The organism is Paenibacillus sp. 01T47 (assembly GCF_056398245.1).
Map to the genome: position 1 here is coordinate 206798 of NZ_JBFTPA010000001.1, position 14955 is coordinate 221752.

Here is a 14955-nt window from a genome sequence, read left to right on the forward strand (position 1 = left end):
ATGCGTGAAGACATGCAAATAAGAGCGATGGAAAATGATGATGTCAATGTCATTTTTCATGCGATTGAACATCAAGATATTAGTAAGCGATTAGATTATATCGCAAGATGCTGGGAAGAAAATAAAACGGGACAGCGCGTCACCCTTGTCGCTTTCTACAAGGGTCAGTTCGCTGGATGGCTGCATCTGCTGTCACAATCGTATTATCCCTATTTTCAGCAAAACAACATTCCTGAAATAAACAATTTTGATGTGATCCCAGCCTTGCGGCGCAAGGGGATTGGGAATGCTTTGATGGATGGCATTGAGCAGATCGCATTTGAAAAATACGGAATTGTCGGCATCGGTGTAGGGCTCTACCCTAGCTATGGCAGTGCACAGCGCATTTACGCTCGCAGAGGCTATATTCCTGACGGTAGAGGGATTTCGTACGAGAATGTTATTGTGAAGCCCGGCAGCATGGTTCGTGTCGACGATGAACTAGTGTTATACATGGTGAAGGAAGCGCCTAATTCCTCTTCGGAAAATAGCAAATAGATTGCCCATACGATTCATTGTTCCTCTATCGGGGTAAGAAGTAGTAGACCGATAGCTTGACCATAAGAAGCTATAACTAACAGCTTTCTAGGAGGTGCAGGCAACAATGGATACAGATAGAGACTTGTATGGCGAAGTAGAAGAGGAAATATTGGCACAAAAGCAAGGCAACAGCTACGTTCTGACAACAACCAAAGGAACGATCGGTAAGATCACTTACACGATGGTCGACGTAAACACCTGGGTCATTGACCACACGTATGTGGATGGCGACTATCGCGGCCAGCATTTGGGGCGGCAGCTGCTTGATTTTGTAGTAGAAGAGGCTAGGGAGAAGGGCAGACGGATTATTCCTTCTTGCTCCTATGCGCTAGCCGAGTTCAAGCGGAATCCAGCATATGAGGATGTATGGGATAAAACCAACACGGAATATTCCGACTCGTACAGCTCCAGCGGAGCGGGTGCAGCAAGTGGCGGATTGTCCAACTAATAAGCAACAAAAAAAGAGCTCTCTACCTACAAAGGTGGATGGCTCTTTTGCTGCCTATAACGATTACTTCGCAGTAGTTACTCTAGCTTGTTCATTCAGCTTAAGCAGGTTTGAAAATTGAAGTGGTTTGCGGTCGGTTTTATTGTTTGCATTTATTCTTGGTGGATACATGTAAATACCTCCTTTAATAATAGAATATATTTACAGTAACATATGGAATAAAGTGGCGTCAATTGTCATTTTTTGTTCGATTTAAGTAGTGAAGAAGTTGGTTGAAATCAGTGGAATAGGCGTTTTCTATTTCATGGTACCCATCTCTTTGTCCTACTATAGTCGCAAATTTGGAATAAAGTCTGTTCAGATAGGCATGGCTTGCAAGCGCGTGAAATTCAAATGTCCTGACCTTCGGATTCTCAGCGGCGATATGGTTTGCTAGAAAATGAAAGCCGTTAATGAACAATTGGCCGCTTCGATAGGCGTCGTTTATAATGACGGAATCTACGAAAGCAATTTCCCCTTCTCGAACAGGCTCATATTCCGTAGACAAATATCTATAATGCGCCCATCCAATCGTGTCGCCCTCCAGGCTTAGGATTAGCATTACTTTGGATTGCTGTAGAGACTGTAAAATATGATATAAGGTATCCGGAAGCGAGAACTTGCTGCTGAAATCGGTGCGATGCCTGATGAAATATAGGGCATACTGTGCTAAATCAGCATCATTCTTACAAACGCGGTACTGCGCAAGCATCGATAAGCAGCCTCCTTCTATTTTCGTTCCTTCAGCGTTTGCCTGACTCGGTTATTGATTTCAGGATGTTTAGATAACACGTAATGAAGCCCTTTCCGCTGCAAGGTAAGGAACACGCAAGGTGTAATGGCTGTGATATCGGCTGTACGCGGCACATTGTTAAGCAAAGCAATTTCACCAAAATGGTCTCCGTCCTCTAATATGGCAAGTCGAAGCTTTCCATCAATCGCATTTGCGTCCTTGCGTGATACTTCAACCCGGCCGCGTGCAATTAAGTAAAATTTCTCACCCTGATCTCCGGCATGAATGACAGGTTGGCCTGCGCTAAATGTCTCCGTGTTGAACAGACTTCTAATTTCTTTCAGTACTTCGTTATCAATACCTTGAAAGAATGGAAGCTTTGCGAGCCTTTCCTCATCAATATCAGCTTCCTGCCCGCTATTTGAAATCAGCATACCATTCTGTTTTTCCCATAATTCTTTATAATAGCCTCCGCGTGCAAGCATTTCCTCGTGAGTCCCAATGTCGACCAGCTCACCTTTATCAAACACAAAAATGCAATCTGCACCTGTTATAGAAGATAAACGATGCGTAACGGTTATTACGGTTCGATTGCGTGACAAATCCCTAAATGTACGGTTAATAGATGCTTCAGCTATCGGGTCTAGCGCAGAGGTAGCTTCATCCAACAATAATAGTTGGGGATCTTTTAATATCGCGCGAGCAATGGCGAGCCGCTGCCGCTGCCCTCCAGACAAATTAGACCCATCATCCAGCACCAGCGTATCGTAACCATTTGGCAGCGTCATGATGAACACATGAATTTCAGCTTGTTTAGCAGCTTCTATGATTTCTTCCCTCGTTGCCGTTGGTTTGCTGATGCGAATATTGTCCATAATGGAACCTCGAAAGAGAAAGTTATCTTGAAATACAACGCCGAGCTGATCTCGGTAAGAACTTCGACTTAGTTCCTGCATGGGAATACCATTGATTTCGAGTTGACCTGCACTCGGGTCATAGAAGCCCAGCACCAGCTGTACGAGCGTGCTCTTGCCAGAGCCGCTAGAGCCTACGAATGCAGCCGTTGTTCCAGCTTTAATATGTAAATTAATCTTTTTAAGTGCTTCCTGCTCCTCGTTATAGCGAAAGGAAACGTCTGAAAAGCGAATATCCGGCAAATGATTTAGGGGGCTCGTCATAAGTGCTTTACCCGTTGTTTCCTTAGGCGCTTGCAGCAGCTTGTTCATTCGCTCAATGCTGACGGAAGCATCCGTGAAGACTGGAATCGTTGCGGTTAAATTAAAAACGGAATTTCCCATTGAAGTATACATCGTGAAAAAGGCAACCAAAGCCCCGATCGTAATATGTCCGTGAAGTGCGAGAAAAGAGCCAAGCCCAATAATGGATAAATTGATCAGGAGTAAGCTGATCAGCGGAATTCGCTCCAGCTGAGCGTTAATCACATTTTTTCGATAGTGAATGAGATACATCGTTTGCAGTCTGCCCACAAATTTATGTGTCATCGCCTGCTGGAGATTAAAACCTTTGACTACTTTTTGCGCTCTAATGTTTTCCTGTATGTCGCCTGTTAAATGATCGAGTTGCTCCTTATGAGCGACGTTAATGGCTTGCGCGCGAGCGCCCAGCAAGTAAGGACCGGCAAAAATAAGGGCTGCCCCAAACAATATGGCTAGTGCCATACTCCACTGCAAATAAAATAAAACCGCGGTGCTAATGACTACAACGGAAAAAGATTGTATTCCTACCGTGAGAATTGCATTCATTGCTCGCTCAATGGAAGGAAGATCGACTGTGAAATAGGAAAGCAGCTCACTTGAGCGCGTCTTCTGGAAGAAAGCGAGGTTCACTTGCTGCATATGCTCAAATAATTGTTTGCGCAAATCCTGCTGCACCCTTGCACTCAGCTTGGCAAGAGCATAATCGCTGAAAACGCCAGCGCTGAGGCAGAAGATGCCGCTAGCCGCCAAAATGATGATGATAAGAGAAAAGGCATGCAGGTCCTTAGGAAGGATGGCTTTGTCGATTAGAAATTGAAAGCTCAATGGCGCTAGTGACATGAAGATGAGATCTAAAAATAGCGTAACGAAAAAAAATATAGCCAGAGGCTTGTAGGCACGCATATAGCCTGCTAAGTGCTTAAGAACAATAAATACCATGACGGATTGTGCTCCTTCTGAGCTTAAAAATAATTTTCATGAGGGTATTTCATCACATCATCGTGCCAATGGGTGAAATCCATTACATACTCTTCAATAACGCCATGATCCGAATCCTGAACCGACACTTTCCTAGCTGACTTCGCGCAAAGGCGCTGAAGATTCGGCTGTGCGGGTATCCAGAACCGAAGCTCTGTAACAGGCTGTTTCAACTGGGCTAAGTATTGAGCGAGAAACTGTGAAGCCTGGAGAAACAATCGGGTGCTTCGATAGCTTTCCTTAATAAAAAACGTCTGAATCTGAACGATATGCTCATTTTCATAGTTTTGATCTCCGGTGCCGTGTATGTACCCTATTGTGCCTATGATTTCATCATCGGGATTGCGAAATAAAATAGATTCTTTCTCCATAAACAGAGGGCTTGAAAGGTAGCTGAGAGAGACAGGAAAGGAATAGGGCAGGTTTAGCTGGACGAAATGTTCCAGCAAAAAAGTGATGTAGGCCTCTTGATACTTGGCAGTAGAGCAAATGTTGAAATAATAGCTCATAGGCTTAATTACCTTCTTTCAAGATAATGACCAAATTATACCATGATCTGACAATGAACAGAAGATTGATTGTGTATTCGACAACATTTGCAGCGTCCCTATTCCGCATCCATACTCACATTTTTTCTATTTACACGTACAATAACCTAATCGATTTGGAATGAAATGGAGGAAAACTAAGGTGATACTTGTTGCGGGTAGTCCTACGTTTTCGATTAATCCTTTGACGTTATCGGAGATTGAACGAAAAATACTGCAAGAGAAGCAGAAGAGCCAGGTTGTCTATCGCTATCCATCAGTTGATGCGCTCGAATTTGAGCTGAAAACGCGCATGCATACGGTTGAAGCAGCCAAAGCGCTTTATGCCAGTGGAGTGAGCTTTGCGACCTTCGCAGGATCAAAATGCAATGAGCAATACTGGACGCGTACGGAAAACGGCGGCTTTCAGCTAAAGGGAGGCGTACTGCCTTCGGTTGGCATTAACGATATTTTTGAAAATGGGCATTTGTATGGCTTTGAATGCGCAGGCGCCATTATCATTATCTTTTATAAAGCAGTGCTTGATACGGTTGGCGATGCTGTGTTCAACGCTTATTTTAAAAACCTGTTCTTAAGAGACTGGCAATACGACCGTGATTTAAGCTTAATAACTACCTATGATAAAAATGAAGCCTACCCCGGCGACGCGCTCTACTTCAAGAACCCTCACCATGATCCGGATACACCGGAATGGCAAGGTGAGAATGTCATTATGCTGGATGATGATTTGTATTTCGGCCATGGCATCGGTATTGAATCCAGCCTAGATATCATTAATGCGCTGAATCGCATGCGCTATGAGAATGCCTCTATATCTGCCTACTTGCAGGATATTGTGGTACATCCAGATTATGAATACTTGCGCGGCTTAAACGTTAGGGACGTTTGGTGGGATGGGGGAAGCGGTTCCGAACAGCTCGGCATTGCGGCAAGAATAGGCACGGGTTCGGCTAGATATTAAAATGATTCGGGTCTTTGAGATAGGTGAAAAGACACCTGTAGGAGATGCGTTTGCTGCTCTCGAATACAGGTGTTTTCGCTTCGCGTGCATGGAGGAGTATAATGGAAACAGCTATGATAAATATGATCATTTGTAGGGAGCAAGCCAATGAGAATGCATGTGTTAATTGTAGATGATGATCCTTCCATTCGGGAGCTTTTGCGTTTTGTTTTGGGCAAAGACGGCTATGTCGTTCTCGAAGCGGAAAATGGACAAGCAGCGTCCATTTTGCTTGAGAATGAACAGGTACATCTTGCTGTCGTCGATATTATGATGCCCGGTAAAAATGGGTACGAGCTGTGCCGCGAAATCAGAGAGCATTATGACATTCCCGTTATGATGCTGACTGCAAGAGCGGAGATGGAGGACAAGGAGCAAGGGTTTGACTCCGGGACGGACGATTATTTAGTTAAGCCGTTTGAGCCAAAGGAGCTTTTGTTTCGTATAAAAGCGCTGCTGCGCCGCTATCGCCTTGTATCCTCTGAGGTTATTAAGCTCGGGAACGTCTCCATTGATCGAAGAGGCTATGAAATTAAAATAGGCGATGAAGTGATTACCCTGCCGCTGCGGGAATTTGAGCTGCTGTCACAGCTTGCAAGCCACCCAGGCCGCATTTATACACGGGAACAGCTTATTCAGCTCATCTGGAGCGCGGATTTTAAAGGAGACAGCCGCACGGTTGATGTTCATATTAAAAGGCTGCGCGAGCGCTTCGCGGATTGTCAGGACGATTTCACGATAACAACGATCAGGGGTCTCGGCTATAAGCTGGAGGTGCATGAGGGATGAAGTCGCTGTATGTTCGAATTGTGTTCACGTTTGTGATGGTTGCTATGATTAGCCTTATTCTAGGCTTGCTATTTACGGGGCTGTACTATCAAAATAATCAGCAATCCAGCAATGAGCAAAAAATGATCGCGATCGCTCAAAACATCAGCACCCAATATGAGCAAAATCCGCAAATGGATCTGGATAGCTATCTGACGCATATTGCAGCACTTGGCTTTCAAATTTATTTGGTTCATGACCATTTGCAAGGACAAGCCTATGGCTCGCCGTTCAAGCATGGAAAGCTGAGCGAGCAGCAAATGCAATCGGTGCTGAACGGAGCGGTTTATCGGGGGCTGGAGGAGCAGAAGGGACGGCTGGAGCTGTTCTCTTATTTCAAAAATAGTGTTTTGAACACAGCAGGTATGAGAGTTCAGACACAGGATGGGTATGCAGCGCTGTTTATCCGCCCTGACTTGCAGCAGCAAATTGGCGAAATACGTATTATTGCAGCGATATTGATCGGTGCTACCTTCGTCATCAGCTTGCTGTTAATTGTGTTCTTATCGCGCCTCATTGTGAAGCCGGTCAATGAGCTTACGAGAGCAACGAAAAAGATCGTTGCAGGTGATTTTGAAGCGGGGCTGCAGCTCTCGCGCAAGGATGAGATCGGCGAGCTGGCTCGCAACTTCTCGGTGATGTCGGTGGCGATAAAGCAGCTGGATCAGATGCGGCAAGAATTTGTGGCGAATGTCTCGCATGAATTTCAGACGCCGCTTACATCTATGCAGGGATTAGCCCGGGCTGTGCTCGATAAGGAAACGACGCCGGAGCAGACGGATAGCTATATGGCCATTATAGAAAAAGAAAGCAAACGTCTATCCCGCATGAGCAAGCAGCTTCTAACACTTGCTGCGCTCGACAAGGATAATAAGCCGCTCCATAAGACAAGCTTTCGATTAGACGAACAGCTGCGCCAGCTGTTAATTACACTCGAGTGGCAATGGTCGGAGAAAAATTTGTATTTGGAGCTTGAGCTGCCGGATACGACGATCCATGCTGATCAAGAATTGCTCTATGAGGTGTGGTTAAACCTGATTGCCAATAGCATTAAGTTTTCGGATGCAGGAAGGCCGATCAGCATTAAAATAGTGGAGAGCGACGTCATTACTGTTGTCATCGAAGATCAGGGAACGGGCATATCAGAGGATGATCTCCCATTCATTTTTGACCGTTTCTATAAGGCGGACAAAGCTCGCAATGATGCTACTTCAGGCAGCGGGCTTGGACTCTCTATCGTGCAGAAATTGGTGGCTTTGCATCAAGGCAGTATCGCTATTCAAAGCAAGCGGGCAGTTGGAACAACGGTTACCGTTACCCTTCCGCGAGCTTAAGTTATTATGTAATTATCGTTGTCAATATAGAAAATACCTCATTCCTTTAAATATAAGGGGAATGAGGTATTTTTATTTTGTAAATATGTATCTTTTATGTGAGGTTATTCGGTTGCAAATCTTGTAACATGAATAAAAAAAGGTTTTTAATTGTTTAATCTTATGTTAGTTTTATGTCATTTACATGCTTTGTGAAGCTCATTTTCATGCTGAGGAGTGGTTTTTATGACAGAGTTGTTAAATATGGATATTCCGAAAGAAAAGCTCATATTGGCTAAGCATTATCCCATTCAAGTATTGGAAACGATAGGCGTCAATGCGACCTATCAGAAGCTTCATTGGCATGATGTGCTTGAAATCAATTTAATTAAATCAGGAACCGGCTATTACATCATTAACGGGCAAACGTTTGAGTTTCAAGAAGGTGATATTTTGCTTATTAACTCGAATGATTTGCACTGCGCTTACGAAACCAAGGATTTGGTCATGCAAGTGATCTGCTTTGATGCTTCTTGGCTGCTAAATATTGTCCGTTATGATTCAGAAATTTTGCATCCCTATAAGGAAATGGGGGTCCATTTCACTAATTTGCTGGACCGCAATGAGCCTCATATGAACGAGCTTAGAAGCCTGCTTCTTGAAATTCAGGATGAACATGATCAGGAGCAAACCTCTTACGGTTCTTTGGTTTATTCAAATTTAATCCGCTTTCATGCATGCGTAAATCGTTACTTCCGCAGAGAGGGGTTAAATCGGGGAAAGGACAGCATCGGCGCAAGGCAGCTGGACAAAATGCGCAAGGTCATTTACGACATGCAAAAAAACTTTGCATATCCATGGACGCTTGAGGAACTCGCAGGACTTGTTTACTTAAGCCCCTCCCGTTTTAGCGATATTTTCCGGCGTACAGTAGGGACGCCTCCGCTACTTTATTTGATTCATATTCGCTTAGAGCATGCCGTCATGCTGCTCGAAACCAGTGATATGAAAATTACAGAAATCGCACTGGAATGCGGTTTTCGCAGCTTATCTAATTTCAACCGTTTATTTAAGAAGCACATTGGCTCCTGCCCGAAAATCGCAAGAGGCTAAATCATTTGGAAACAGTAAGATAGTGTTAGTTATCAATCGTTTAAGAGGAGAATCAACACAGCGGAAAAGATAAAATAAACACATGACGAATGGATAACGCATTTATGTTACTTTAACTAACATTAGAAAAAAGGGGGGGAGCATGCTGCAAACAGATCTACAAACCAAACAGCGTGTGTACAAGCAGCCCGGGCAGACGAAACGCTTTATCAAACAATGGGATATTCAGCTCATGGTTATACCAGCGTTGCTCTTCATTTTTGTCTTTAACTACATTCCCATGTATGGGGTGCTGATGTCTTTTCAGGATTACAGCATTTTCAAAGGGTTCTTGCACAGTCCGTGGGTAGGGTTTAAACATTTTGAAATGTTTTTTAATGCTCCTGAGTTTTGGGTGGTTATGCGAAATACACTCGTCATCAGTTTGCTGAAGCTGGGCATTGGATTTCCAGCGCCAATCGTGCTGGCACTGATGCTGAATGAGATTAATAACCGTACGTTTAAACGAATTATTCAGACGGTTAGCTATTTGCCTCATTTCTTGTCATGGGTTATCGTATCGGGCTTCGTTATATCGATGTTATCCACCGATAACGGAAGCTTAAATATGCTGCTGGAATCCGTGAATCTCATTAAAGAGCCAATCAATTTCTTATCCTTACCGGAGTATTTCTGGGCGATCCTTGTCACAACCGGTGTTTGGAAGGAAATTGGCTTTGCTTCTATCGTTTATTTAGCTGCTATTGCAGGCATTAACCCGCATTTGTATGAGGCGGCTTCAATTGATGGAGCCAGCAGAGTGAGACAAATTGTTACGATTACGATTCCATCGATTATGCCCGTTGTTGTTGTGTTCTCGATATTAGCAATTGGCAACCTGTTGAATGCCGGATTTGAAGATATTTTGCTGCTAGCTGGAAACCCTGTGCTGCGCGACGTAAGTGATGTTATCGACACTTATGTGTATAGGCTGGGTATTCAAAATTCCCGTTTCTCTTATGCAACGGCTGCCGGTCTATTCAAAGCAATTATTAGCGTCGGCTTATTAGCAGGAGCAAACTATTTGGCTCGCCGGTCAGGCAACAGCTTGTGGTAAAGAGAGAAAGGGCGGCGAAACGATGAAATTATCCTTTGGCGACAAAACATTTATGGCAGTCAACTATTTTCTATTGTTTGTGTTAGGCTTCACAGCCTTCTATCCATTCTGGAATGCTGCAGTGATTTCCTTTAATGCGGGAACCGATACGATGCTCGGTGGAATTACATTTTGGCCGCGCGTCTTCTCGTTAGACAATTATGAGGTCGTTTTTAAGGACAAACGACTTATAGATGGATTTATTATTTCTATTCTTCGTACGGTCATAGGTACGCTCCTATCCATTGCAGCAACAGCGATTTTTGCTTACGGAATGAGTAAGCGAAATTTAGTTGGACGAAAGTATTACATGATCTTTTGCGTGTTGACCATGTACTTTAGCGGCGGATTAATTCCGAGCTACCTGCTCATTCGTGAGCTTCATTTGATGAATTCGTTCTGGGTTATGATCATACCGGGAATTATCAGCGTATGGAACATGATCATATTCCGGACCTTCTTTCTTGGCATTCCGAATGGACTTGAGGAATCAGCACAAATTGACGGCTCCAGCAACTGGGGTATTCTATTTCGCATTGTTCTTCCTCTATCGGGACCTGTCATTGCAACGCTTTCGTTGTTCACGGCGGTGTATCACTGGAATGATTGGTTTTCACCGAGTCTTTATATTTCAGATATTAACCTATTGCCGATTCAAACGAAGCTGCAGCAAATATTGAACTCCAATATTATGCTGGAGCAAATGTCCCAAATGGATTCAGCGGCACAAGGCCGAATGAGTGCAATGAAAGCGGTAACTTCAAAGTCGTTATCCATGGCAACCATGATGGTGGCGACCGTTCCGATTTTATGCGTGTATCCTTTTGTACAAAAGTATTTCGTGAAGGGTGTTCTCGTTGGTTCTTTGAAGGAATAACCAAGGGTTTAAAGCGTCAGCTTTAACCATAGATAGACAAGCAGAAGGGAGTTTAAGCGATGGCTAAATTCAGTAAAGCTTTTCATGCAGCATTGTCAATCACACTTGTCGTTGTACTTGCACTAACAGGATGTTCAAGCAATAATGGGGCGAATTCCGGGGTAAAGGAAGGAACCGACAACAAGCCGGATTCTAGCAAAGCTGCGTTTGTGCTTGGGGATCAACCGCTCGAGTTTTCTTTTTACGGCCATTATGATTGGTATACGATGCCTCCTTGGGGCGACGATTTATCGACGAAATGGATTAAGGAGAATAAGAAAGTAAATGTGGTGCCAATCAGCTCAGGAGGCAATGCGAAACAAAAGTTCAACACGATGATTGTAGCGGGAGAGCTGCCTGATGTGATCTGGATGGAGCGCAACGCAGACGTAGAGAAGCTGCGCTCAGAAGGAATGCTCGTTGCTTTTGACGATTACTTAGATAAATATCCGAATTTGAAGAAATGGGCTGGTGAGGCTACGCTGGATATGCTTCGCTCATCCGACGGCAAGCTGTATCAGTTTCCGAACTGGTATACGACGCAGCCTAATGGCAATGCAGGTTATTTGGTAAACAAGAAGATCCATGATGAGCTTGGCAAGCCGAGCTTGGAAACAACGGACGATCTTTATGCTTACTTGAAGCTGGTGAAAGAGAAATATCCGGATGTAGTCCCTCTGGAAGTAGGACAAAGCGCTTCGGGTATCGATATTATGGCATCCGCTTTTGCTGAAAATCGTCCTTATACGTACAATGCAATGATGGCTGTACCGTCAGGCGATAAGCTGGTATCGATCTTTACAGATCCTGTCTACCGGGAATCGATTCAATACGCAAGCAGATTATACCGTGAAAGACTGATTTCGCAAGATAGCTTTACGCAAAAGGCTGAGCAGGTGGAGCAGAAGATTGTAACGGGAAAAATAGCAGTTTACGCGGCTTCCAGCCCGACGGAGTATGGTGCAAAGGGGAATGCGCTATTGGCGGCCAAGGACCCAAGTGCGGGGTATTTCATCACATGGCCGGTTCATAAAGCGGGACTTGATAAAAACAAAATATTCCCTGGCGATTACAAGCAGCTAGGCTGGAACGTCAGTGTCATTACGAAAGCGGCTAAAAACCCAGAAGCGATCTTCGCATTTTTGGATTGGTTCACGGGTCCAGAAGGACAGCGCCTTAGTATGTGGGGACCAGAGGGGATTTATTGGGACGGAGTGGATGCTGATGAAGCGCCATTGTTCACCGATAAGTTTGTAAATGACGTGGAAGAGCGCGAGGCATTAATGGCTTCAATCGTTAACTTTCAATGGGTAGGAAATACGGTATATGTAGACAACTCGAAGATGAAGTTTGAATCCACACTGCCTGTGGAGAAACGGAGCTGGGAAACATACTGGCAATCGGAAATTACGTGGAAAACGCAGCTCGATACGACAGAGTTCGTTAACTTGGACCCTGCTGGAGATACAGATGAGGGCATCGTTGGTTCAAGCGTATTCTCCATCTATGAGAAGTCGAGAGCGAAAGCGATTATGAATGCATCCTCCGATGCAGAAGTTAATCAAATTTTGGATAAGGCTGAAGCCGATGCACAGCAAGCTGGTTATGAGAAGCTTTTGAAATACAAGACAGAGAAGTGGCAAGAAAACGTAAGCAAATTAAAAAAATAGTGTTTTTAATTACAGGCTAGCTGGCTTCAACTGCAGCAGTGGGATTGGAGGCTATATTCTCTATTGTTCATGCTTAAGCGATTAGTTTGCATGCATGGCGAGAAGAGAATAGCCTCCAAAACCAAGTATTCGCATGGGAGAGAATATAATTGACATATTATTTGGGTGTGGATGGTGGAGGCAGTAAAACGATCGCTGTTGTATGTGACGAAATGGGGAGGGTTGTGGGCGCTAGTGAGAGCGGCTGCGGCAATCATCAATTAGGAGTAGAACTTGCTAGAAGCAATATTCAGGCTGCTGTTATCCATGCCATGATGCATGCAAAAGTAACACAGGAGCAGATTGCGTATGCAGTATTTGGTTTGGCGGGAGCAGATCGCGAAGCTGACTTTGAAATATTAAGGCCGATGATCGCGAAGCTTGGGTTTGAAAACTACGAGATCGTTTGCGATACGGTAATCGGTCTGAGAGCCGGTACGAAGCAGCCGGATGGGGTTGTTGTCATATGCGGCAGCGGGACAAACAGCTTTGGCGTTAATCGCCATGGCGAGAGCTTGCAATGCGGCGGATTCGGTTATGCTTTCGGTGATTTTGGCGGAGGAAGCTTGCTGGCAGTGGAAGTTTTTCGTTCAGTTATACGCTCATGGGAGGGCAGAGGGCAAGCTACCTTGCTTACGGATCTGACCCTTGAACAACTAGGCTACGACACCGTTGAAAATATGTTCCACGACTACTTGAATCAGGGCAGGATGATTCCTCACCAGCTTGCGAAGCTGCTGTTTGAAGCGGCGGAGCAAAAGGATGAGGTAGCTTGCAGCATTCTGCAGAGGCAGGGTGAGGAGCTTGGCATGACGGCGAGTGCTGTCATTTCGAAGCTGAGTATGAATCATGATGTATTTGATCTCGTTATGGTTGGCAGTGTGCTGACCCGCGGCGACAGCCGCTACGTTGCGCCTTATTTGGAGGAGCATGTGAAACGGGCAGCTCCAAATTGCAGCTTGACCGTGTTGACGATGGAGCCTGTGGCAGGCGCGATTTTACTAGCTATGGATAAAACGACTTCTTCTATTGAAGAGTCTGTATATGCTTGTTTACAACAATGTTTATCAGTGAAGGAGGCGCAAGCAGAATGGGTGATCGATTAAAGGTAGTCGTTATTGGCGGAGGATCTTCTTATACGCCAGAGTTGATTGAAGGTTTTATATTAAATTATGCGACCTTTCCTGTGACGGAAATTGTGCTGGTAGACATACCGGAGGGACGGAATAAGCTGGCTATTGTCGGTCAGCTTGCCAAACGCATGATTGAGAAATCAGGCTTGCCTATTAAGCTGGATTTGACGCTGGATCGACGCTCGGTGCTGGCGGATGCTGACTTTGTAACGACGCAAATGCGTGTCGGCCGATTGGAAGCGCGCGGCTGGGATGAGTCTATTCCGCTCAAATACAATATGATTGGGCAGGAGACGACGGGTGCAGGCGGGATGATGAAGGCTCTGCGCACCATTCCTGTTCTTCTTGAAATTTGCAAGGATATGGAGGAGCTTTGCCCAGATGCATGGCTGCTTAATTTCACGAACCCGGCCGGCATGGTTACAGAGGCTATCCATAAGCATTCACGCATCAAATCAATTGGGCTATGCAACTCTCCAATAGCAGCATATAAATGGCTGTCATCGTTGTACCAAGTGCCGGTTGATAGCATTAGATGTGAATTCGCTGGGCTTAATCACCTGCACTGGATTAGCTCCATTACAGTTAATGGTGAATCCAAGCTGGATGAGCTGCTGAATGACCAAGACGGGTACTCCGCTAAAAACGTACCTCAGTACGCTTGGAATGGCAGTCTGCTTCGTTCATTGCGAGCAATCCCGTCCTATTATTTAAAATATTTTTATTTGCAGCGCGAAATCTTGGCCGAGCAGCAAGCAGCAGCTGCCAAAGGTGAAACGCGGGCGGAGACGGTTCAGCGGCTTGAGGATGAGCTATTCGAAATTTACAAGGACCCGAATCTGTCGGAGAAACCAAAGCAGCTTGAACAGCGCGGCGGTGCTTATTATTCGGAGGCGGCTGTAAAGCTGATGAACTCGCTATATAACGACAGCGGTGATATTCAAACGTTAAACGTGCCAAATCAAGGGGTGCTGGACTTTCTGCCGGATGACGCTTGTATTGAAGTAAACTGTGTCGTTACGAAGGAAGGTCCAATTCCGCAGCCCGTAGCTATTGTGCCAGCGGCAGCGAAAGGACTCATTCATGCTGTGAAAGTGTATGAGCAGCTGGCTATTGAGGCAGCTGTATCCGGCAATAGGGATACAGCATTGCTGGCACTCGCACATCACCCGCTCGTTGATTCAACGAATGACGCGCAGCGTATGCTGGATGAAATGCTGGAGCAAAACAAAGTGTATTTGCCGCAGTTTTTTGCAGAGTAAGCAG

At 45.0% G+C, this 14955-nt stretch carries 14 protein-coding genes; 11 read left to right on the top strand and 3 right to left on the bottom strand.

Annotated elements, in window-relative coordinates:
* Together AC1DOV_RS00830 and AC1DOV_RS00835 are read left to right on the top strand one after the other, a co-directional pair.
* The gene (locus AC1DOV_RS00830; RefSeq protein WP_441877612.1) at positions 1-537 is read left to right on the top strand and encodes a GNAT family N-acetyltransferase; all 537 of its coding nucleotides are present in this window, start codon (positions 1-3) and stop codon (positions 535-537) included.
* A gap of 106 nt (positions 538-643) precedes the next feature.
* Positions 644-1027, top strand: coding sequence for a GNAT family N-acetyltransferase (locus tag AC1DOV_RS00835; RefSeq protein WP_477548910.1), 384 nt, complete (start codon positions 644-646; stop codon positions 1025-1027).
* A gap of 229 nt (positions 1028-1256) precedes the next feature.
* Here the strand turns inward: AC1DOV_RS00835 and AC1DOV_RS00840 are convergent, their stop codons facing one another.
* Genes AC1DOV_RS00840 through AC1DOV_RS00850 form a run of 3 tightly spaced genes read right to left on the bottom strand, consistent with a single transcriptional unit; the run spans position 1257 to position 4503 of the window.
* On the bottom strand, positions 1257-1778 hold the full coding sequence (locus AC1DOV_RS00840) for a GNAT family N-acetyltransferase (protein WP_441877618.1): 522 nt from the start codon (positions 1776-1778) through the stop codon (positions 1257-1259).
* Positions 1779-1795: 17 nt separating this feature from the next.
* Positions 1796-3955 (bottom strand): ABC transporter transmembrane domain-containing protein, encoded by a 2160-nt coding sequence (locus AC1DOV_RS00845; protein ID WP_477548911.1) that lies wholly within the window; start codon positions 3953-3955, stop codon positions 1796-1798.
* Between the two features lie 23 nt (positions 3956-3978).
* Positions 3979-4503: a hypothetical protein gene (locus AC1DOV_RS00850; RefSeq protein WP_477548912.1), complete on the bottom strand. Its 525-nt coding sequence runs from the start codon at positions 4501-4503 to the stop codon at positions 3979-3981.
* A gap of 181 nt (positions 4504-4684) precedes the next feature.
* Here AC1DOV_RS00850 and AC1DOV_RS00855 point away from each other — a divergent pair, with 181 nt between their 5' ends.
* The 9 genes from AC1DOV_RS00855 (at position 4685) to AC1DOV_RS00895 (ending at position 14951) form a co-directional block, all read left to right on the top strand.
* Positions 4685-5503, top strand: a complete 819-nt coding sequence (locus AC1DOV_RS00855) for a protein-glutamine gamma-glutamyltransferase (RefSeq protein WP_441877627.1) — start codon at positions 4685-4687, stop codon at positions 5501-5503.
* 147 nt (positions 5504-5650) lie between these two features.
* Positions 5651-6331: a response regulator transcription factor gene (locus AC1DOV_RS00860; protein WP_076268528.1), complete on the top strand. Its 681-nt coding sequence runs from the start codon at positions 5651-5653 to the stop codon at positions 6329-6331.
* Positions 6328-7704 carry a sensor histidine kinase gene (locus tag AC1DOV_RS00865; RefSeq protein ID WP_477548913.1) on the top strand — a complete coding sequence of 459 codons (1377 nt, stop codon included), beginning with the start codon at positions 6328-6330 and terminating at the stop codon, positions 7702-7704. The genes AC1DOV_RS00860 and AC1DOV_RS00865 overlap by 4 nt, the downstream gene beginning before the upstream one ends.
* Positions 7705-7929: 225 nt before the next feature.
* Entirely contained in the window at positions 7930-8796 is an 867-nt protein-coding gene (locus AC1DOV_RS00870; protein WP_076268526.1) for an AraC family transcriptional regulator, read from the top strand.
* A 142-nt stretch (positions 8797-8938) separates the two neighbouring features.
* Positions 8939-9892, top strand: coding sequence for an ABC transporter permease (locus AC1DOV_RS00875; protein WP_477548914.1), 954 nt, complete (start codon positions 8939-8941; stop codon positions 9890-9892).
* A 22-nt stretch (positions 9893-9914) separates the two neighbouring features.
* Entirely contained in the window at positions 9915-10808 is an 894-nt protein-coding gene (locus tag AC1DOV_RS00880; protein ID WP_076268524.1) for a carbohydrate ABC transporter permease, read from the top strand.
* A gap of 59 nt (positions 10809-10867) precedes the next feature.
* Positions 10868-12517 carry an extracellular solute-binding protein gene (locus AC1DOV_RS00885; RefSeq protein ID WP_339206308.1) on the top strand — a complete coding sequence of 550 codons (1650 nt, stop codon included), beginning with the start codon at positions 10868-10870 and terminating at the stop codon, positions 12515-12517.
* A 149-nt stretch (positions 12518-12666) separates the two neighbouring features.
* The gene (locus AC1DOV_RS00890; RefSeq protein WP_477548915.1) at positions 12667-13662 is read left to right on the top strand and encodes an N-acetylglucosamine kinase; all 996 of its coding nucleotides are present in this window, start codon (positions 12667-12669) and stop codon (positions 13660-13662) included.
* A complete protein-coding gene (locus tag AC1DOV_RS00895; RefSeq protein WP_477548916.1) occupies positions 13647-14951 on the top strand; it encodes a 6-phospho-beta-glucosidase in 1305 nt (434 codons plus the stop codon). The genes AC1DOV_RS00890 and AC1DOV_RS00895 overlap by 16 nt, the downstream gene beginning before the upstream one ends.
* The last annotated feature ends 4 nt before the right edge of the window (positions 14952-14955 follow it).